Below are 20,141 nucleotides of genomic sequence, written 5' to 3' on the forward strand. Positions count from 1 at the left end.
GAGGGCGCGTCATTCCCCGATAAGGACCGGTGCGGCGTGAGAGAGTCCGGACATATCCCGTGATTCTCACCGGAAGGCGTGGGTGCATGACGGCGAAACGCGCGGTCGACGTGGCGGGCGGGCTGGCCCTGCTGGCCGTCCTCTCCCCGCTGATCGCCCTCGTCGCCCTCTCCGTCACCGTCGGCACCAGCAGCCCGCACGGGGTGCTGCGGCGCCGCCCGGTCGCGGGCCGGGGCGGCCGGACCTTCACGATGCTCACCTTCCGCACGAAGAGCCCGCTGGCCACGCTGCCGCTGCTGCTGCACGTCGTACGGGGCGAGATGTCGCTGGTCGGTCCGTGCCCGCTGGCGCCCGGACACCGGGAGTCCACCGGGGACGGGCGGCGCCGGCTCTCCGTACGCCCGGGGATGACCGGGCTGTGGCAGATCAGCGGGCGCTCGGAGCTGCCCTGGGAGGAGCGCGAGCTGCTCGACCTCCACTACGTGGACCACCACTGGCTGGGCATGGACCTGGTGATCCTTGCGCGTACGCTTCCAGCAGTCCGACGCCGCCGCCACGCGGAACCGGCGGCAAGGGTTGCCTGAGCGACACAGATCACCGTGAGCTCCGCTACAGTGCGGCGCCACGAGCGGGTAATCTCGGCACGGACTGAATAAGTTACCGCTTAGTAGGCCCGACTGGCCCCCGCCCGAGGAGCCCCTCATGCAACTCGCCGCGATCATCGTGTCGCTGGCCCTGACCGTGGTCGGCGTTGCCCTGCTCGCTCGCGCCATCGGTCAGTTCGTCCGCTACTTCAAGCTGGGCCAGCGCGTCCCGGCCGGCACCCGGACCGACAACCCCTACCAGCGCAGCGTGACGCTCGTCCGGGAGTTCCTCGGCCACACGCGCATGAACCGCTGGGGCATCGTGGGCTTCGCCCACTGGTTCGTCGCCATCGGCTTCCTGACCCTGCCGCCGACGATCATCACCGCGTACGGCCAGCTGTTCCAGGCCGACTGGACGCTGCCGATCATCGGCGGTTTCCTGCCGTACGAGCTGTACATCGAGTTCATCGCCGCCATGACCACCGTCGGCATCGTCGTGCTGATGGCGATCCGCCTGCTGAGCCTGCCCTCGCGGCCCGGCCGCAAGTCACGGTTCACGGGCTCCAAGATGGGCCAGGCGTACTTCGTCGAGTACGTCATCCTCATCATCGGCCTGGCGATCTACGTGCTGCGCGGCCTCGAAGGCGCGATCCACCACGTCGAGCACTACGAGGCCGCGTACTTCGCCTCGTACCCGCTGGTCCTGGCGTTCAAGGGCCTGAGCACCGCGACCCTGCAGAACCTGATCTACTTCACCGCCATGATCAAGCTGGGCACCACCATGGTCTGGATGATCACGGTGAGCCTGAACACCAACATGGGCGTCGCCTGGCACCGCTTCCTCGCCTTCCCGAACATCTGGTTCAAGCGCAACGCGAAGGGCGAGACCGCCCTCGGCGAGCTCCAGCCGATGACCTCGGGCGGCAAGCCGATCGACTTCGAGGACCCGGGCGAGGACGACGTCTACGGCGTCTCCCAGGTCGAGCAGTTCTCCTGGAAGGGCCTCCTCGACTTCTCCACCTGCACCGAGTGCGGCCGCTGCCAGTCGCAGTGCCCCGCCTGGAACACGGGCAAGCCGCTCTCCCCCAAGCTCCTCATCATGTCGCTGCGCGACCACGCGCACGCCAAGGCGCCGTACCTGCTCGCGGGCGGCGGCAAGGACATGGAGGGCAACGAGAAGGCGACGCCGGAGCAGCTCAAGGACGTCCCCGCGTCGGCCCTCGCCGAGGCCGAGCGCCCCCTCATCGGCACCGCCGAGGAGAACGGCGTCATCGACCCGGACGTCCTGTGGTCCTGCACCACCTGCGGCGCCTGCGTCGAGCAGTGCCCGGTCGACATCGAGCACATCGACCACATCGTCGACATGCGCCGCTACCAGGTGATGATCGAGTCCGCGTTCCCGTCCGAGGCGGGCACGATGCTCAAGAACCTGGAGAAGAAGGGCAACCCCTGGGGGCTGGCCAAGAAGCAGCGCGTCGAGTGGACGAAGGAGGTCGACTTCGAGGTCCCGATCATCGGGAAGGACGCGGAGGACCTCTCCGAGTTCGACTACCTCTACTGGGTCGGCTGCGCCGGCGCCCTGGAGGACCGGGCCAAGAAGACCACGAAGGCCTTCGCGGAGCTCCTGAACATCGCGGGCGTCAAGTTCGCGATCATGGGCGGCGACGAGAAGTGCACCGGTGACTCCCCCCGCCGCCTGGGCAACGAGCCGCTGTTCCAGCAGCTCGCCCAGGAGAACGTCGCCATGCTGAACATGGCGTTCGGCGAGGACGACGACGACCCGGAGACGAAGAAGCCGAAGTCGGCGAAGAAGATCGTCTCGACCTGCCCGCACTGCTTCAACACCATCGCCAACGAGTACCCGCAGCTCGGCGGCGAGTACGAGGTCATCCACCACACCCAGCTGCTCCAGCACCTCATCGACGAGGGCCGGCTGATCCCGGTGACCCCGGTCGACGGCCTGATCACGTACCACGACCCGTGCTACCTGGGCCGCCACAACAAGGTCTACACGCCGCCGCGCGAGATCATGTCCGCCGTCCCCGGCCTGCGCCAGCAGGAGATGCACCGCCACAAGGAGCGCGGCTTCTGCTGCGGCGCCGGCGGTGCCCGGATGTGGATGGAGGAGCGCATCGGCAAGCGCATCAACACCGAGCGCGTCGACGAGGCCCTGTCCCTCAACCCGGACATCGTCTCCACCGCCTGCCCGTTCTGCCTGGTCATGCTGACGGACTCCGTCAACGGCAAGAAGAACGACGGCAAGGCGAAGGAGAGCCTCCAGGTCGTGGACGTGGCCCAGCTGCTCCTCGACTCGGTGAAGACCCCGGCGGACCCGGAGCCGGCCGCCGAGCCCGAGCCGGAGCCCGAGCCGGCCGCGTAACGGCCTCACGGCCTCACGGCCTCACGGCACTACGGAAGGGCCGCCCCCCGCTTGTCGGGAGGCGGCCCTTCCGGCGTCTCCGGTCAGCCGTCCTGACGCCCCGTACGGCGGTGGAAGAGGGCGCACCCGAGCCCGGCGGCCCCGAGGGCCGCCATGCCGCCGCCGGCCCCGATCAGGGCGGCGTGGTGGGTCCCCTCGGCGACGTTCTCGGCCCCGGCCCTCACGGCACCCTTGGGGACGGTCCCGCGCGGCACGACGACGGTGTGGCTCCGCTGCTGCCCCTCGTACGAGGCGACCAACCTGCCGTCGAAGTCGTAGACCCAGCTGTTGGCGCCCTGCTCCGGGGCGTCGACGACGACGAAGCGGTGGGCGTTCCTCCCCTGCGGGACGATCTCGTACGTCCAGCCGTGGTGGCTGAGGGTCGGATTCCGCGCGCTGATCGAACCGAACCGGAACTCGACCCGGGCCCCCTTCTCGTACAGCTTGGCGACGGTGCCGTCGGGCAGGGTGACGCGGGCGTCCGCCTGGTGCGGCGCGGGCTTGGGCTTGGGCTTGGGCTTGGGGGTCGGCTTCGGCTCGGGGGTGGGCTTGGGGTCCGGGGTGGGCACCCGGTCCGTCCAGGAGCGGACGGAGCCGTCGGGGTCCAGGACGACGTGCAGCCCGTTGTTCTCGCCGTACGCGGCACGGCCGCCGGTGCTGGTCAGGGTGTCGAGCAGGGTCCCGCCGGCCCAGATCTCGGCCGCGTACTCGCCCGTGCCGGTCCGGTAGACCTTCGCGACCGACCCGTCGGCCAGCCGGTACGACTGGACGAAGGCCCGCTCGACGGGCGGGTCGACCTGCTGCTGCCCCTGCTGCTCCTCCTGGGTGACGGGCGCCGGGCCGTCGTCGGCGAAGGCGGCGGCCGGGAGGGAGAGGGCGGCGATGGTGCCGGTGGCGAGGGCGGCGGTGCGGAGGGTCCGGCGGGCGATACGCATGGGAAAGTTCCTTATGCCTGGCTTGTTCGGCGACATTTCGAAGGTAGGGCTCCCATGTGTGGGCATTCCGTCGGATATGTAACGGCCGCCGCAGGTCCAGCCATCGACCGGGTAACCCCTAGGGGATGTCACAGCTCTGCCGCACTCCGCCTCCGAGGAGCGAACGCCCGGCCGGACCGGGTACGTTCATGGACGTGGCTGGATTCAGGAACGGACGCGGCCGGGCCGGTGGCCCCCCGCAGCAACCGCAACAACCGCATCGCCCGCAACGCCCGCAGCAGCAGGCGCCGTACGGGTACGACGCGGCACCTCCGTCGTACCCGCAGCAGCAGTACCCGCAGCAGCACCCGCAGCAGGCGTACGGCGAGCCCGAGTACTTCGGCGACCCGCACCCGCAGCAGCAGTACGCGGCGGCGAACAACCCGGGCCACACCCAGGTCTTCAGCGTCCACGACGACCCGTACGGCGCGGGCGCCACGTACCAGGCGGGTGCCGCCCCGGCGCCCACGGGCCCGCGGCTGCCCTGGAAGGCCCTGCTGAGCGGCATCGTGCTGCGCCCGGCGGACACCTTCCTGCGGATGCGGGACCACGCCGTGTGGGGCCCGGCCCTGGTCGTCACGTTCCTCTACGGACTGCTCGCGATCTTCGGCTTCGACAAGGCGCGCGACGAGGCGATCAACGCGACGCTGTCCACGGCCGTCCCGTACGTCCTGATGACCGCCGTCGGCTTCGTCATCGGCGGCCTGATCCTGGGCGCGGTCACCCACACGCTGGCCCGCCAGCTCGGCGGCGACGGCTCCTGGCAGCCGACGGTGGGCCTGTCGATGCTGATCATGTCGATCACGGACGCGCCGCGCCTGGTCTTCGCCCTCTTCCTGGGCGGCGAGAACGGCCTGGTGCAGGTCATCGGCTGGCTGACCTGGCTGGCCGCCGGCGCCCTCTTCACGGTCATGGTGAGCCGCTCCCACGACCTGCCGTGGCCGAAGGCCCTGGGCGCGTCGGCGATCCAGCTGGTGGGCCTGCTGAGCCTGATCAAGCTGGGCACGCTGTAGCGGCGACGGCTCCCCCGCACCCCCGCACGAGAAGGCCCCGCCGGCGAACGAGCCGGCGGGGCCTTTCCCACATCCTGGGGGTCTCTTCGACCTCAGGCGTCGAGGACCTGGCCCTCACGCCGCACGACGGGCGGCTCGACGCTCCACGGGAAGTTGATCCACTCGTCGGTCTTCTTCCACACGTACTCGCACTTCACGAGGGAGTGCGACTTCTCGTAGATGACGGCGGAACGGACCTCGGCGACGTGGTCGACGCAGAAGTCGTGGACCAGCTTGAGCGTCTTGCCGGTGTCGGCGACGTCGTCGGTGATCAGGACCTTCTTGTCGGAGAAGTCGATCGCGTCGGGCACGGGTGCCAGCATGACCGGCATCTCCAAGGTGGTCCCCACGCCGGTGTAGAACTCCACGTTCACCAGGTGGATGTTCTTGCAGTCCAGCGCGTAGGCCAGACCGCCGGCGACGAAGACTCCGCCACGGGCGATGGAGAGCACGATGTCCGGCTCGTAGCCGTCGTCGGCGATGGTCTGCGCCAGCTCGCGGACGGCGGTGCCGAAGCCCTCGTACGTCAGGTTCTCGCGTACCTCACTCATGCCTGCGACCGCCTCACACCTGGGTCCGATGGAAGTTCACGTAGGAGCGGGAGGCCGTCGGTCCCCGCTGCCCCTGGTACCGGGAGCCGTAGCGCTCGCTGCCGTACGGGAACTCGGCGGGCGAGCTCAGCCGGAACATGCACAGCTGCCCGATCTTCATTCCCGGCCAGAGCTTGATCGGCAGGGTGGCCAGGTTCGACAGCTCCAGGGTCACGTGCCCCGAGAAGCCGGGGTCGATGAACCCGGCCGTCGAGTGCGTGACGAGCCCGAGCCGCCCCAGGGAACTCTTCCCCTCCAGGCGCGACGCGATGTCGTCCGGCAGGGTGATGACCTCGTAGGTCGAGGCGAGCACGAACTCACCGGGGTGCAGGATGAACGCCTCGTCCCCCTCCGGCTCGACCTCGCGCGTCAGGTCCTGCTGCTCGATGGCGGGGTCGATGTGGGGGTGGCGGTGGTTCTCGAACACCCGGAAGAAGCGGTCAAGCCTCACGTCGATGCTCGAGGGCTGCACCATGGATTCGTCGTACGGGTCGATACGCACCCGTCCGGCATCGATCTCGGCCCGGATGTCCTTGTCTGAGAGAAGCACGCTCCCACGATACGCAGAGGGTGCGGAGCTCCCCCAATCGGGAAGCACCCGCACCCTCCGGCACGTCAGCGCTGCCCGATCTCCACGGGCACCGCATGCCGCAGCCGCGCGCACCGAGGACACCGGACGAGCCGCCCGGGCCCGATCCGCCCCGCGTCGAGATGCTGCAGCGGGAACGAAGAGGTGCTGAAGACGTGCCCCTCGGCACAACGGACGACGGTGCGCTCGATCAACCCGATCAAGTCCCTTCCCCGACAAGCAAGTGGTGGACGAGACAGCCACATTAGGGGATCAACGGGACACCGCTCCAGGCGGCACTCCGCGCACCGAAAGGCACGAACTTCGCCTCAAGTGGCGCATGGGGTACAGTGTGCGACGATGGCGCACCGATCTTCGGGGCGACTTTCGCGGATGTAGTTTAATGGTAGAACATGAGCTTCCCAAGCTTATAGCGCGGGTTCGATTCCCGTCATCCGCTCTTGAACGAAGCCCCAGGTCAGCGACCTGGGGCTTCGTCGTTGCCTGATGACCCTTGGGGCCGCGTGCCGTGCTTCGCGCAAGTTCCTTGGTGGCGCGTCAGATCGGGCGCCCGTTCACCGACATGTCGGTGGTCACGAAGATCCGGTCGAGGTGGTGACGGAGCACCGCGATGGCCGACTCCGGGGTTCGCTGGCCCACCAGGATGCTCGTGCCCAGGGTCGCCGCCATCGCGAGCAGGCTGATCGCCTCCGTCCGTGCGGCGACTCCCGGGTCGGCCAGGCCTGACGCCTGCGCCTGTTCGAGCAGGCCGGTCACGGCGTTCTCGGCGGCGTCGGGGTTGTCGATGAACGGCTGGGCGGCCAGCGCCTCGTCGGTCACGGACAGGATCGAGTACGAGCTGTAGACGAGGTGGAAGGTGCGACCCTCCTCATCGGTCGGGAGGGACGCCAGCAGCAGCGCCTCGACGGTCGCGCGCGGGCCCGGGTCCGGACCGGCGGCGGCGAGGCGGGCGCCCACCCGTGCGGTGAAGCGGTCGGTCAGGTGCTGGAGGCCGTGGAAGAGCAGCTTCTCCTTGGTCTCGAAGTAGTACTGCACGAGCCGGAGCGACACGCCGGCCTCGGCGGCCACGTCGCGCATCCCGACGGCGTGCAGCCCTCGCCGCCCCGCGACCTGGATGAGCGCCTCGGCGATCTGGGCGCGCCGCTCCTCGTGATCCACACGCTTCGGCATGTTCCGGTGTCTCCGCCCGTCGATGGTGGGTCCGCTCCCCAACTCCTTCATGATACCGCCGTACCATAGTCATGGTACGGTCGTATCACGAAGAATGGATCTTCACAGGAGGTGCCGCCGTGCCCGAGAACACCGCCCGCGTACCCCGCGATGTCGGCCGCTACGTCACGGACACTCTGCGCGACCGCTACTTCGCCGCCGCCGACGTGCTCTACGCGATGGGGGCACCCGTCCGCTCCGAGACCGACGTGGAGACCGCGTTCGGCACCACGCACGTCTACCGGTACGGGCCCGCGGACCCCGCCGCCGACTCCCGGACGCCGATCGTCCTGATCCACGGCGCCGGCTACAGCTCGGCGATGTGGTACCCCAACACCCCCGGGCTCAGCCTCGACCGCCCCGTCTACGCCCTCGACACCCCCGGCGACGCCAACCGCAGCGTCCACCGCGAGCCCATGTGGCAGCCCGAGCGCGCCGCCCAGTGGATGGACGAGGCACTCGACGCGCTCGGCCTCGACCAGGTCCACCTCGTCGGCTCCTCCTACGGCGGCTGGCTGGTGCTCAACCAGGCTCACCTGCGGCCCGGACGGCTCGCCTCGGTCACCGCCCTCGACCCCGGCGGCCTGGAGAAGGTCGGCCTGCGCTTCTTCGCCTGGGTCTTCGTGAGCCTGTTCGCCACCTTCGCACCGAAGGCGCTGCGCCCCCGGCTCGCCAAGTGGCTGGACCAGCCGGTCATCGCCGTCCCCGAGATGCGCGAGTGGATCCAGCTCGGCGCCCGCGCCTACCGGATCCGCCGCCCCGCACCGCTGCCGCTGGCCGAGGACGAGCTGCGGTCCATCCGGACCCCGCTCTACGTGATCATGGGCAAGCACAGCCTGCTCGTACACCCCAAGCGGCAGCTGGAGCGCGTACCGAGGCTGGTGCCGGGCGCCCGCGCCGAGATCATCTCCGCTTCCGGGCACGGCCCGCAGATCGACCACCCCGCCGTGGTCAACGCCCGGATGCTCGCCTTCATGGAGGACGTCGACTCCCTCGACCCGGCTGCGGTCGACGCATAGCGCTGCGGCAGGGAGGAACAGCGCGGGCGGCGCCCACTCCGTGCCACAACGTGCCGCAGACGCATTGCAGGAGCGCTGGGGACGCTTGGCGTGCCTCGCACCGAGGAAGGTCCCGCTTGCGGCATCGAAGGGACGGCCGGATCCGACGCCGCCACGTCGGGACGGGCGTCACCCGTGTGCCTCGCTTCGCGGTCGACCTGATGCAGACGGTCGCTGTCCGTGTGAGCGTGATCCGAGGGAGTCCGTACCCACGCATCAGGAGGAGTCGCCGTCATGGGCGGTAAGCAGGACAAGCATCAGGAGCCGGGCAAGGGCCGCGAGGCACGAGGTCACCAGCGACCGGGAGACCCCGCGCACCCCCAGCCGGGCAGGCAGTCCCGCGAACGGGAACAGCAGCAGGGCCAGAAGGAGACCTCGCGCCGCGAGGACGACCTACTGCGCGAAGAGGACCTTCACGACGAGCCGCTTTGACCAGAGCAACACGCGTTCAACTGCGCCTTCCTGGACTGCCGCGGCTACGGCGAGGCGATCGACGCCGACGGCGCGTTCACGATGGACGAGGTCGCCGGGGACGCCTTGGCCATGGCCGACCATCCGGGCTGGGAGTCCTTCCCGGCAACCGCAGGGCGATCATCGACAACACCACCGGCGGGCTGCGCGATGACGCCTGGCTGGACGGGATGGTGAGCCGCTCGGTGGGATGTTCCTCGGCGACGGCCTTTCGCACGTAGCTGGACTCCTGGGCGCGTGTCGACGTCCACGAGCGGGTGAAGGACAACCCGGTCCCCGTCCTCCTCCCCGCCGGCGCGAACGACCCCGCGCTGGGGCCCGAGGCCATGCGAGCGACCTGGATGCAGTGGTCTCCGAATGCTCAGCTGGAGGTGCTCCCGGACACGGGACACTACGCACCGGAGGAGTCCCCCGAGGCCGTCGCCGCGGCCATCGAGCGATACCTCGGCCGCTGAGGGTTCGGGATCGGGGGAACCGGACCGCCCGATTGGCCCGTCTTCCCCCCGATCTGTCCGGCCCGCAGTCGTACAATGGGACATGGATCGAGCACTCTCACGTGTGACGATCCGGAAGGGCGGCCTCGGCGGAGTGAATGCGCTGAGGCCGTTGTGACGACCGCCGCCATGAGGCCCGCGTCGCCCTACGCCATGTCGCCGCCCGGTGCCGGTGACCCATCGCGCGCGCGAGGTCCACTCCGAGGACGCGGTCGAGAAAGGCGAACGTCTCGAGGCTCCCGCTGGTCCGCCCGGCGTCGCACGCTCGTTCGCACGAACCGGAAGCCTCTCCCCGTATCGGGCTGAAAGCAGGCTGCTCGGACGTACGCTGGAAGTACCGGAAGTACTTCGAGCACCAGCGTCCACGCAGGTGTCATTTCCGGGGAACACGAAAAACCGGGCTGCCGACGGGCAGTCCGGGGGTAGGTCCGCCATGACCACCACCCTCGGCAGGACAGCGAACCGCGCCCTCACCCCAGGACTTCCGGCCCGCTTGTCGCTCACTCCGAAGACCACGCTCGCCGGTCGGCTCGACGGTGCCTGGTGGCCCTCTTCACGCGACCTGACAGCCGAGCTGCCGGCGCTGGTCGGCGCCCTCGAAGGACGCTGGGGCCGCATCACCCGCGTCCTGGTGAACCCCGGTCACTGGCCCGTCGTCCCGCACAAGGTCGCCGTCACCGGCGGCCACGCCCTGCACGTGGGCTGGTTCACCGAGCAGGACCCGGACAAGATCATCCTGCTGTCCTACACGACCGGCCGCTGCGACCTGCTCGTGATTCCGCCGGAGACCGAACCCGCCTCCGCGGCCCGGCTGATGACTGCCGCCGCCTTCCCCGGAAGCATCCTCTCCGCAGGTGGGCTGATGGCCGGCGAGGCTGCGACCGGCCGCCGTATGCGGGAGGCGCGGAGCAGCGAAGACGCCTGGGAGAACGACGGCGGGGCCGCCCCGCCTCAGCCGCACCCGGCGGCGCGCCCCGTCGTCGGCGCGCGGATGATTCCGCTGCCGGGACACACCGGGAGGTGAGGACATGGAGATCGTGATCACGCTCCTGGCAGGCGCACTTCTGATCGTGCTCGGCACACGCCTGATCCACCGGCTGAACACCCAGCACGACGCACGCATAGCGGCCCGCCACTTCAGCGACCCCTACCCCTCCCTCAGCCGTCCCCCCGGCAACAGCCACCCCAGGCCGCCCGAACGGATCACCGATCGCCGGCCTACCGGCACCTGGCCCTGACCCGCCTGGCCTCAGACCACTCCTCCGGCCGAAGGCCGCGGGTGGGGCACCCGACACCCGGGACAACCCACCCGCCGGCCTCTCGCTCTTTGTCCCGAACGGAGCACGCCGTCTTGCACCCCACCGAGAACGAACCACTGCCGCAGGCCGAACACGCCGAGATCCGTATCGTCTCCGCCACGCCCGAGGCCGCCCGCGTGGTCGCCGAAGTGATCCGCCGGTGCTTCGCCGGCGCGGAGCAGCGCAGCTACCCCGTGCCGGGCGGCGGCACCCGGCTCCACCTCACCGTCGACACCCAGACCGCCGCCGGACCCGCCCGCACCTGGCTCGCCACCAGCAGACCTCCCACCGGCACCGGCCCCCACACCGAGGAGCCCTGACCGGCCACGAACGACGCCACACGACGACAGGACCACGCGGCCATGGCGACACTCCACGAGCGACAGCGGTACCGCCGGCAGATCCTCCAAGCCCTCTACACGGCCGCCGAAGGCAACCGCCTGCTCGGCGTCGCCGGAGCCGCGCTCAACCACGACCTGCGCATACCGGAGCAGGATCTCGCCGCCGCCTGCTCCTACCTCGCGGGCGAGGGGCTGGTCACCGTCGACTGGGAGCCGGGAAACACACCCGCGATGGTCTCGCTCACCCACCAGGGCATCCGCCTCATGGAAGCGGAGGAGGAAGAGGGCGGCTGAACCGGTCCGCCCCCGGTCACCGGCAAGCTGTGTCCCCGCACGGCAGGACCGGGCGAGGTCATCGCCGCCCGGTTGGAGGCAACGGGGATGATGCGGCTGGAACGAAGGCCCCGGTCAGAGACCGGGGCCTTCGTCGTTGTCCGGAGGTGTCGGGGCCCGCGTGCGATCGGCTGAAGCCGAGCGATCCGAGCCAGGCGTCCTTCCCTGCCGACGGCTCGATGCGCTATGCCTGCCGGACCGCCTAAGGAGGCTCTGGTGACCACGGCTCGGAACCCTCACGCATCGGGTACACCCGCGCAGATGACCCGCTTCGACGACATCTACGGCCGACCGGACCCACGTTCGTACTTCGCGACCCTGGGTCCGTTGGACTATCAGGCACCCCATCACGCCCAGCGTCTCTTCCGCCGCCTCCTGCCTTTCGCCGGCTTCCGGGACAGCGTGCGGCAGGCCGCCGTGCTGGACATCTGCTGCTCGTACGGCATCAACGCGGCCTTGCTCAACCACCACGTGACGCTCCAGGAGCTGTACGACCACTACACCTCGCCGCGGTTCGCCACGCTGACGACCGCCGAACTCGTCGAGGAGGACCGTGGGTACTACGCGGCACGGCGCCGCGCCGACGCCGTGCCCGTCATCGGCCTCGACATCTCCGCGCCGGCCATCGCCTACGCCCGCGCGGTCGGACTGCTCGACGACGGATTCACCGAGAACCTGGAGACCGCCGCGCCCAGCCCGGCGCTGCTCCGGGCCACTCGCGACACCCGCCTGATCACTGTGACCGGCGGGGCGAGCTTCCTGTCCGCCCGCACCTTCCGGGCACTCCTGGCGGGCAGGCAGGAGCCCCCCTGGGTGGCCGCCCTCGTCCTGCGGACCGTTTCCTACAAGGACACCTCCGACGGTCTGGCCGAGTTCGGCCTGACCACCCAGAAGGACACGTCCCGCACCTACCCGCAGCGGCGCTTCACCGACGCAGACGAGCAGCGCTACGCCATCGCCGCGGTGTCCGCGGCCGGCGACGACCCCCGCGGCAAGGAGACCGACGGCCGCTTCCACACGGCCCTGCATCTGTCCCGCCCCCTCGCTCACGCGGCCGCTCATCCGCTGCACACCCTGCTGCCGGACCCCTAGCAAGAGGGGGCGCGCGCCTTTTCTTCCGGGCGCCGCACCGGGGGAGAATGAATACCTGTGTTCGCGGTCTGAGGATTTAGCGGGTCTCGCGGGGAGAGTTTTTGTCGGCAACACGCAGGGGAAAATATTCGACACGCACAGGCTGCCGCGCCGTGCTACCTTCGAACCAGTTGCAGTTTTGGTACCCGAAGACTTCAAGCGCCTCCCGTCGGCCACAGGCCACATGGAGCGCTTTGTATTTACCGGTCATTTTCCGGGCAGGGCATCATCGCGGCGACACGGAGTCCGTAAGGTACGGGCTCTGGCGTACTGCCCAAGGAGATATGACATGGCGAGTGGCACCGTGAAGTGGTTCAACGCGGAAAAGGGTTTTGGCTTCATCGAGCAGGACGGTGGCGGCCCTGACGTGTTCGCCCACTTCTCGAACATCGCCGCCCAGGGCTTCCGTGAGCTTCAGGAAGGCCAGAAGGTCACCTTCGACATCGCGCAGGGCCAGAAGGGCCCGACGGCCGAGAACATCGTTTCCGCCTGACGCCGGCGCACCATACGTAGCTGGGGCCCGCATCCCTCGGGGTGCGGGCCCCAGCTGCATTCTTTTCCCAGGGCTCCCACTTCCTCCCGCGCCGCCGCGACTTCTCCGCCTGCGCGCGCCGACAATTCTTTGTCCTGGATAGAGCCGCTTGCTTTCTCATTTCGTTCGGCCCGTGCCTGTGATTCCCAGCGCTGTTCATCCGCCGGCGGAATTCCTCGATACGCGCCGTATCAAGGAAGGTTCCGCATGAACCCCACCCGCACGAACAGCCGTTCCTCCCGTGCCCGCCGCGACGGCGGCCGCGGACACGTCTCCCCCACCGGTTCGGGCCGGAGCAACCGCTTCGGTTCGTCCGCCCCGAGCCGATCGGGAGCCCCCGGGCGCGCCGGCGGAGGCGGCCGGCGGCCGGCCGCGGTGCAGGGAGAGTTCGCCATGCCGAAGACGGTCACCCCGGCGCTGCCCGCCGTCGAGGCGTTCGCCGACCTCGACCTGCCGAAGGCCCTGCTGACCGCGCTCACCACGCAGGGCGTGTCCGTGCCGTTCCCCATCCAGGGAGCGACGCTGCCGAACTCCCTGGCGGGCCGTGACGTCCTGGGGCGCGGCCGGACCGGCTCCGGCAAGACCCTCGCCTTCGGCCTGGCCCTGCTGGCCCGCACCGCCGGGCAGCGCGCCGAGCCCCGACAGCCGCTCGCCCTGGTCCTGGTACCCACCCGGGAACTCGCCCAGCAGGTCACCGACGCCCTCACCCCCTACGCCCGCGCCGTGACGCTGCGCCTGGCCACCGTCGTCGGCGGGATGCCGATCCGCCGGCAGGCGAACGCGCTGCGCGGCGGTGCCGAGGTCGTCGTGGCCACCCCGGGCCGCCTGAAGGACCTCATCGACCGCGGCGACTGCCGACTGGACCAGGTCGCGATCACCGTCCTGGACGAGGCCGACCAGATGGCCGACATGGGCTTCATGCCTCAGGTCACGGCGCTCCTGGACCAGGTCCGCCCCGGCGGTCAACGGATGCTGTTCTCCGCGACGCTGGACCGCAACGTGGATCTCCTGGTCCGCCGCTACCTCACCGACCCCGTCGTCCACTCCGTGGACCCCTCCCAGGGCGCGGTCACCACGATGGAGCACCACGTCCTCCATGTGCACGGCGCCGACAAGCACCGGCTGACGACCGAGATCGCGGCGCGCGACGGCCGGGTGATCATGTTCCTGGACACCAAGCACGCGGTGGACCGCCTCACCAAGGACCTCCTCGACTGCGGTGTCCGGGCCGCCGCCCTGCACGGCGGGAAGACGCAGCCGCAGCGGACCCGCACCCTCGCCCAGTTCAAGACCGGGCACGTCACCGTCCTGGTCGCGACGAACGTCGCGGCGCGGGGCATCCACGTCGACCACCTCGACCTCGTCGTCAACGTGGACCCGCCGACCGATCACAAGGACTACCTCCACCGCGGCGGCCGTACCGCGCGGGCCGGTGAGTCCGGAAGCGTCGTCACCCTGGTCACCTCCCAGCAGCGACGCGGCATGGCCCGCCTCATGACGGCCGCCGGGATCGTGCCCCGTACCACCCAGGTCCGTTCCGGCGAGGAGGAGCTCCGCCGGATCACGGGCGCCCAGACCCCGTCCGGCGTCCCCGTGACGATCACCCCGCCGCCCCCCGAGCCGAGCAGGCGCGGCGCGACCTCTCGTGGACGGCGCCGCCCCGCTTCGGCCTCCCGACGCGTCAGCGGGCGTCGGCCCGCCTTCGACGCGGCGGCCTGAGCCCCACGTGATTCGGAAGTCGACCCATCTCTGCAGGAGGTACGTCGTGACACCGCTCCAGACGCAGCCCCGCTCGGCCTCTCCCTTCCCCGCGCGCAGGACGGTGACCGACGCCACGGACGGGGGAGGACTGGAGGTCTGGGACGACATGACCGTCGAGGTGGCCCTGGCCGTCATGGCCGGCGCCCGCGCCGGACGCCTGCTCGTCTGCGACGCCGACGGCCTGTACACCGGACTGGTCACCCCGGCCGAGCTCACCGCCGTCCGCGACAGCCCCGCCTACACGGACCGCCTCCGACTGCGCGACCTGCCCGGCGACGGCCCGACGGTGACCCGCGGGCGGACGTGAGCCGACACCCGAACCGCCCACAGGGCCCGACCGGCACCCGCCGGTCGGGCCCTCTCGCGTATCGGCGGGGGACGGGGGGCACGGTGCCGGCGGCCTCGGACGCGGGCGCCGCACGTGCCCTTCGGGCAAGCGACCGGGCGCTGTCGCGTGTCGTGCGCGTTCGGTTACCTGTTCACAGGACACGAAAAAATCTATGTCGGCCGGAGTAGACATTGGGCACTGGCGTGCTTATGGTTTCTCTCGTAGCCCAGAGAGAAAGAAGGGCCTGGCAGAGACGAACTGCCGGCAGTACAGGTTGTCGCAAGAGCAGGACGGTGCGGCGGTGGAGTTTCGAAGCCAGGGCTTTCGCAGGACGGCGACGGGACTGGCGGCCGGACCGGGTGGCCCGCAGTGATCAGGGGCCGCCGCAAGCGGGACCGCGGTCATGACAGGTGCGGTACCCGTGAGTGCAGTGCGCAGTACCCAGCAGTGAAGTCAGTGAGCGGTACCCCTGGTGAAGGCGTCGGCTGCGGACGCGCGCACCGGGGGGTTCGGCAGCGGGGTTCCAAGCCAGAACAGACGCAGGAGAGGCGACGGGGCCGGCTGTCGAGGAGTGGCGCTGTCACGGGCCACTGAGCAGTTCGCATCACCAGGAACACCCGTAGTACGCAGTTCCCCGCAGTAGAAGTGGATCGACGAGGAAGAACGGAGGAACCCACGCCATCAGGATCGCCCGGGCGAAGCTGAGCCCGGGTACCGCAGGACATCGATAGTGAGGTGGTCTCCGGTCAAGCAACCGCGATCCCCGCAACCCCGACGGCAAGCAGGTCGGGTGCGCGGACACAGAACGCCGGCGCAGTATCAGGGCCGGCGGGTGGTGTAGAAGTTCCTTCGGGGCCCTGGTGCCATTACGGCACCAGGGCCCCTCAACGTGTTTCCCCAGAGAGGTGCAAATGACAGCAGACGACTCGTACGGCCGTCTCGACGACGACGACTACCCCGCCTACACGATGGGCCGGGCCGCCGAGATGCTCGGCACCACACAGGGCTTCCTCCGCGCCATCGGCGAGGCCCGCCTGATCACCCCGCTGCGCTCGGAGGGCGGCCACCGCCGTTACTCCCGCTACCAGCTGCGCATCGCCGCACGCGCCCGCGAACTCGTCGACCAGGGCACACCGATCGAGGCCGCGTGCCGCATCATCGTCCTCGAGGACCAGCTCGAAGAGGCCCAGCGCATCAACGCCGAATACCGCCGCGCCGCCGCGTCCGACGCCGACACATCCGACGCGCCACCAGACTCGGCTTGAGGTGAGCCCGCCCACCGTCGGCATCGGCCGAAGGGTGCGCCCCAGGAGCTCGGCGGAGGATCGCTCACGAGCAGACGCCCGCGCCTGGTCCGCCCCGTGTCGGCACGACGACCGGCCTGCGCGGATTCGGTTCCCGTCCTCCGCTCCCTCGCAAAGCCCCAGGTCAGCGACCTGGGGCTGGTGTTTTCGTCCAGCCCCGTCTCCCCGCCCTCGCACTGAGGACGTGAACGGCTGCAGCGCATGGAGGCGCGCGGGCGCATACTGGCGGCAATGACAAAGCCAGGAGCACCCAAGCGCTTTCTGCCCACCAGTCCCTTCAAGGCCCCGGTCACGCGGCCTCCGACGCAGTTCGCCGTAGGCGACCAGGTCACCCACGACGTGCACGGCCTCGGCCGGGTCATCGGCATCGAGAACGGAATCGCGGCGTTCGTGGATTTCGGCTCGACGCGAGAGCGGATCCTGAGTCCCTACGCCAAGATGAGCAAGCTGTAGGGCCACCCGGGCCCGGTCACGGCACACGTCCCGTCGCGCATCCGGAACGTATCGGGGAGCGCTCGGGACCGTATCGGCGGCCAAGGGCCAAGGGCGGGTGACGCGGAGCCCTCTTATGCGCTTCCACCTGGGGTTTCTCGTGGAGGCCGGGGGCTCGGCGGCGCGTCTCGGAGGGGTTCGGAGCACGGAGGGCCGTCCGTTCTCTGCCGTATCGTTCCGGGCGTGGCGCGGCCGCGCCCACGTCCTGGACGTGCGCCGGGGCCGTCCGCCCGCCGCCGCCCGAACAGGAGCCGTCCTCTTGTCCCCGACCGACCCGCCCGGTTCGCCCGACTCCCCCGCGTCCACCGCGCGCGTGCTCCTCGTCGAGGACGACGACCTGATGCGCCGGTCCTTCGCCGTCGCCCTGGAGCGCTACGGCTACGAGGTGCGGGTCGCCGAAGACGGACTCGCCGGGCTCGAAGCCTTCCGCGAGCACGACTTCGACCTGCTGATCCTCGACGTGATGCTGCCCGGTCTCGACGGGATCGGGCTGTGCCGCAGGGTCCGGGAGAACAGCCTGGTCCCGGTCCTGATGATGTCCGCCCGGGGTGACGGCCTCGACGTGGTCGCGGGACTGGAGGCGGGCGCCGACGACTACGTCGTCAAGCCGGTGGAGACGTACGTCCTGGTGGCCCGGATCCGCTCACTGCTGCGGCGCGCCACGTACTCGCCCGGGCCCCGGAGCGCTCCGGGCCCCGGCGGGGACCGGCCGGCCGACGAGGACGTGCTGGAGTTCGGGGACCTGCGGATCGACACCGCCGGAATGGAGGTCTTCGTCGCCGGCCTCCCGGTCGCCCTCACCCCGACCGAACTGAAGCTCCTCCTGGAGTTCGCCGCCCGCCCCGGCGTCGTCCTGGAACGGCACGCCCTCCTGCGGGACGTCTGGGAGTACGGCTGGGACGGCGACAGCCGCGTCGTCGACCTGTGCGTGCAGCGACTGCGGCGCAAACTGGGCCGGGACCGGATCGAGACGGTCCGGGGCTTCGGATACAAGCTCCGGCGGTGACCGTGCCCCCCGCCCGCCCGCCCCGGCGCCGCCGCACCTCGCTGCGCTGGAAGATCGCCGCGCTCGCCGCCGCCACCGCCCTGCTCGTGGTGGCGGCGGTCGGCGTCCTCGTCCACCTGTGGACCGCGCACGACATCCGCGGGCGCGGCGAGGCACGGGCGTTCAACGCCGTGTACGCGGCCATGGACGTCTACCGGCGGACCGGGGTCCTCACCGACGGCGCCAGGCTCGACCCCGACGACCTGCCCGCCGAACTGCGGGACCCGGCCGACACCGCCCGGCACACGGCCTACGACGCCCATGTCGAGGGGAACGTCGGGCCGAGCGCCTGGGCCGTCCAGCGGACCGGTGGACCGGGCAGCCCCGTCCTCGCCGTCCAGATCAATCTCGGTCCGGACCACGCCAACCTCTCCCGCCTCGACGCGGCCATGGCCGCCGCCTCGCTCGTCGCGCTCGCGGCGGCCACCCCCCTCGCCGTCTACGGCGCCGGGCTGCTCGCCCGCCGGCTGGGCCACGTCGCCGAGACGGCGGCCCGGATCTCCGCCGGGGACCTCGACGCCCGCTCGGGCCCCACCAAGGGCGACGACGAGGTCGCGGACATCGCCGCCACCGTCGACCGGATGGCCGACACCCTCGCGCGGCGGCTCCGCACCGAACGCCGCTTCACCGCCGACGTGGCCCACGAACTGCGCACTCCCGTCGGCGGGTTGCTGGCCGCCGCCGACCTCCTGCCCGCCGGCGAGACCGAGGACCTGCTGCGGGCCCGGATCCGCGACCTGCGCGCCCTCGTCGAAGACCTCCTGGAGGTCTCCCGGCTGGACGCGGGTGCCGAACAGCCGGTCCGCGCCCGGGTCCCGCTCGCCGCCGTGGTGACCGAGGCCGTCTCCCGCACGGGGGTCGAGGCGGAGGTCGCCGACACGGGCGCCGACGGCACCGCGCGGACCGTGGAGACCGACCCCCGGCGCCTGGAGCGGATCATCGGCAACCTCGTCGTCAACGCCCACCGGCACGGCGACGCCCCCGTCCAGGTCACCGTCGACGGGCGGACGGTCGTCGTCCGCGACCACGGCCCCGGGTTCCCCGCCGACCTGCTGGCCCACGGCCCGCGCCGCTTCCACACGGGCGCCCGGGAGCGCGGCACGGGCCACGGCCTCGGGCTCACCATCGCCCTCGGCCAGGCCCACGTCCTCGGCGCCGAACTCCGGCTGTCCAACGCCCCGGACGGCGGCGCCGTCGCCACCCTGCGGCTGCCGGGCTGAGGAAGCGGCAGCGCCGTCGCCCGACCGGCACGCGCCCGACCGGTACACGCCCGAGCCGGCGCCGATACACGGACGCCCAGGCTCCGATACGTTCCCCCGACACCCTTCTCGTGCGTCTGACCGTACGAGAAGAGGAGCACCATGTCCGCCGACCTCCTGTCGCCGCCCCCGACGACCGGCATCGCGGCCGCCACCACCGACCTGTCGAAGGTCTACGGCGAGGGCGACACCCGGGTCGTCGCCCTGGACCGGGTCGACATCGCCTTCCGGGAAGGCGAGTTCACCGCGATCATGGGGCCGTCCGGCTGCGGCAAGTCGACCCTGATGCACTGCGCCGCCGGGCTCGACTCGCCGACCTCCGGCTCCGTGCGCGTCGGCACCACCGAACTCGGCGGCCTCGGCGACCGGCGGCTCACACAGCTGCGCAGGGACCGGATCGGGTTCATCTTCCAGGCGTTCAACCTGCTGCCCACGCTCACCGCGCTGGAGAACATCACCCTGCCGCTGGACATCGCCGGGCGCCGCCCCGACCGGGAGTGGCTGGACCGCGTCGTCTCCATGGTCGGCCTCGCCGGGCGCCTGGACCACCGGCCCGCCCAGCTCTCCGGCGGCCAGCAGCAGCGCGTCGCCGTCGCCCGCGCCCTGGCCTCCCGCCCGGCGATCGTCTTCGGCGACGAGCCCACCGGCAACCTCGACTCGCGCGCGGGCGCCGAAGTCCTCGGCTTCCTGCGGGACTCGGTGCGCGAACTGGGCCAGACCGTCGTCATGGTCACCCACGACCCCGTCGCCGCCGGGTACGCCGACCGCGTGGTGTTCCTGTCGGACGGACGGCTCGTCGAGGAGATGGCCCGCCCCACCCCGGACCGTGTCCTGGACCTGATGAAGAGCCTGGGCGCGCGGTCCCGGAACGGCTGAG

Annotated in this window: 23 protein-coding genes and 1 tRNA gene; 20 read left to right on the forward strand and 4 right to left on the reverse strand. The window is 70.8% G+C overall.

Annotated features, from left to right (window positions below):
• Window positions 1-86: 86 nt before the first annotated feature.
• Together OG309_RS17385 and OG309_RS17390 are read left to right on the forward strand one after the other, a co-directional pair.
• On the forward strand, window positions 87-584 hold the full coding sequence (locus tag OG309_RS17385) for a sugar transferase (RefSeq protein ID WP_329421919.1): 498 nt from the start codon (window positions 87-89) through the stop codon (window positions 582-584).
• A gap of 118 nt (window positions 585-702) precedes the next feature.
• Window positions 703-2,964, forward strand: a complete 2,262-nt coding sequence (locus OG309_RS17390) for a (Fe-S)-binding protein (protein ID WP_329421921.1) — start codon at window positions 703-705, stop codon at window positions 2,962-2,964.
• A gap of 83 nt (window positions 2,965-3,047) precedes the next feature.
• On the opposite strand, the gene OG309_RS17395 is transcribed toward OG309_RS17390, so the two are convergent.
• Entirely contained in the window at window positions 3,048-3,938 is an 891-nt protein-coding gene (locus tag OG309_RS17395) for a hypothetical protein (protein ID WP_329421923.1), read from the reverse strand.
• Window positions 3,939-4,132: 194 nt separating this feature from the next.
• Between OG309_RS17395 and OG309_RS17400 the strand changes: the two genes are divergently transcribed.
• The gene (locus OG309_RS17400) at window positions 4,133-4,990 is read left to right on the forward strand and encodes a Yip1 family protein (RefSeq protein ID WP_329421926.1); all 858 of its coding nucleotides are present in this window, start codon (window positions 4,133-4,135) and stop codon (window positions 4,988-4,990) included.
• Window positions 4,991-5,082: 92 nt separating this feature from the next.
• On the opposite strand, the gene OG309_RS17405 is transcribed toward OG309_RS17400, so the two are convergent.
• Both OG309_RS17405 and dcd read right to left on the reverse strand, forming a co-directional pair.
• Entirely contained in the window at window positions 5,083-5,580 is a 498-nt protein-coding gene (locus tag OG309_RS17405) for a phosphoribosyltransferase (protein ID WP_317596877.1), read from the reverse strand.
• Window positions 5,581-5,593: 13 nt separating this feature from the next.
• Window positions 5,594-6,169, reverse strand: coding sequence for a dCTP deaminase (gene dcd, locus OG309_RS17410; protein ID WP_329421929.1), 576 nt, complete (start codon window positions 6,167-6,169; stop codon window positions 5,594-5,596).
• 407 nt (window positions 6,170-6,576) lie between these two features.
• Here dcd and OG309_RS17415 point away from each other — a divergent pair.
• A tRNA-Gly gene (locus OG309_RS17415) sits at window positions 6,577-6,647 on the forward strand.
• A 98-nt stretch (window positions 6,648-6,745) separates the two neighbouring features.
• On the opposite strand, the gene OG309_RS17420 is transcribed toward OG309_RS17415, so the two are convergent.
• Complete coding sequence (locus OG309_RS17420; protein ID WP_329421930.1) at window positions 6,746-7,378, reverse strand: TetR/AcrR family transcriptional regulator; 633 nt, start codon at window positions 7,376-7,378, stop codon at window positions 6,746-6,748.
• A gap of 119 nt (window positions 7,379-7,497) precedes the next feature.
• On the opposite strand from OG309_RS17420, the gene OG309_RS17425 reads away from it, so the two are divergent.
• The 16 genes from OG309_RS17425 (at window position 7,498) to OG309_RS17500 (ending at window position 20,140) form a co-directional block, all read left to right on the forward strand.
• Entirely contained in the window at window positions 7,498-8,436 is a 939-nt protein-coding gene (locus tag OG309_RS17425; protein WP_329421932.1) for an alpha/beta fold hydrolase, read from the forward strand.
• Window positions 8,437-8,709: 273 nt separating this feature from the next.
• Window positions 8,710-8,907, forward strand: coding sequence for a hypothetical protein (locus tag OG309_RS17430; protein ID WP_329421933.1), 198 nt, complete (start codon window positions 8,710-8,712; stop codon window positions 8,905-8,907).
• A 296-nt stretch (window positions 8,908-9,203) separates the two neighbouring features.
• A complete protein-coding gene (locus OG309_RS17435; protein WP_329421935.1) occupies window positions 9,204-9,401 on the forward strand; it encodes an alpha/beta fold hydrolase in 198 nt (65 codons plus the stop codon).
• Between the two features lie 472 nt (window positions 9,402-9,873).
• Entirely contained in the window at window positions 9,874-10,464 is a 591-nt protein-coding gene (locus OG309_RS17440; RefSeq protein ID WP_329421937.1) for a DUF5994 family protein, read from the forward strand.
• A 4-nt stretch (window positions 10,465-10,468) separates the two neighbouring features.
• On the forward strand, window positions 10,469-10,678 hold the full coding sequence (locus tag OG309_RS17445) for a hypothetical protein (RefSeq protein WP_329421938.1): 210 nt from the start codon (window positions 10,469-10,471) through the stop codon (window positions 10,676-10,678).
• Window positions 10,679-10,791: 113 nt separating this feature from the next.
• Window positions 10,792-11,058: a hypothetical protein gene (locus OG309_RS17450; protein ID WP_329421939.1), complete on the forward strand. Its 267-nt coding sequence runs from the start codon at window positions 10,792-10,794 to the stop codon at window positions 11,056-11,058.
• 42 nt (window positions 11,059-11,100) lie between these two features.
• Window positions 11,101-11,373 carry a hypothetical protein gene (locus OG309_RS17455; RefSeq protein WP_329421940.1) on the forward strand — a complete coding sequence of 91 codons (273 nt, stop codon included), beginning with the start codon at window positions 11,101-11,103 and terminating at the stop codon, window positions 11,371-11,373.
• Window positions 11,374-11,673: 300 nt separating this feature from the next.
• Window positions 11,674-12,504: a hypothetical protein gene (locus tag OG309_RS17460; protein WP_329421942.1), complete on the forward strand. Its 831-nt coding sequence runs from the start codon at window positions 11,674-11,676 to the stop codon at window positions 12,502-12,504.
• A gap of 328 nt (window positions 12,505-12,832) precedes the next feature.
• Window positions 12,833-13,036, forward strand: coding sequence for a cold-shock protein (locus OG309_RS17465; RefSeq protein WP_329421944.1), 204 nt, complete (start codon window positions 12,833-12,835; stop codon window positions 13,034-13,036).
• A gap of 246 nt (window positions 13,037-13,282) precedes the next feature.
• The gene (locus tag OG309_RS17470) at window positions 13,283-14,794 is read left to right on the forward strand and encodes a DEAD/DEAH box helicase (protein ID WP_329421946.1); all 1,512 of its coding nucleotides are present in this window, start codon (window positions 13,283-13,285) and stop codon (window positions 14,792-14,794) included.
• Window positions 14,795-14,840: 46 nt separating this feature from the next.
• Window positions 14,841-15,143, forward strand: a complete 303-nt coding sequence (locus OG309_RS17475) for a CBS domain-containing protein (protein WP_329421947.1) — start codon at window positions 14,841-14,843, stop codon at window positions 15,141-15,143.
• A gap of 932 nt (window positions 15,144-16,075) precedes the next feature.
• A complete protein-coding gene (locus tag OG309_RS17480) occupies window positions 16,076-16,429 on the forward strand; it encodes a MerR family transcriptional regulator (protein WP_329421949.1) in 354 nt (117 codons plus the stop codon).
• Window positions 16,430-16,699: 270 nt separating this feature from the next.
• Window positions 16,700-16,921 carry a hypothetical protein gene (locus OG309_RS17485; RefSeq protein WP_329421951.1) on the forward strand — a complete coding sequence of 74 codons (222 nt, stop codon included), beginning with the start codon at window positions 16,700-16,702 and terminating at the stop codon, window positions 16,919-16,921.
• A gap of 379 nt (window positions 16,922-17,300) precedes the next feature.
• Window positions 17,301-17,966 carry a response regulator transcription factor gene (locus OG309_RS17490; protein WP_443067636.1) on the forward strand — a complete coding sequence of 222 codons (666 nt, stop codon included), beginning with the start codon at window positions 17,301-17,303 and terminating at the stop codon, window positions 17,964-17,966.
• The gene (locus OG309_RS17495) at window positions 17,963-19,225 is read left to right on the forward strand and encodes a sensor histidine kinase (RefSeq protein WP_329421955.1); all 1,263 of its coding nucleotides are present in this window, start codon (window positions 17,963-17,965) and stop codon (window positions 19,223-19,225) included. The genes OG309_RS17490 and OG309_RS17495 overlap by 4 nt, the downstream gene beginning before the upstream one ends.
• A 141-nt stretch (window positions 19,226-19,366) precedes the next feature.
• Entirely contained in the window at window positions 19,367-20,140 is a 774-nt protein-coding gene (locus OG309_RS17500) for an ABC transporter ATP-binding protein (RefSeq protein WP_329421957.1), read from the forward strand.
• Window position 20,141: the final 1 nt, after the last annotated feature.

This window comes from Streptomyces sp. NBC_01268, assembly GCF_036240795.1.
In the GTDB taxonomy this organism is placed as follows: domain Bacteria; phylum Actinomycetota; class Actinomycetes; order Streptomycetales; family Streptomycetaceae; genus Streptomyces.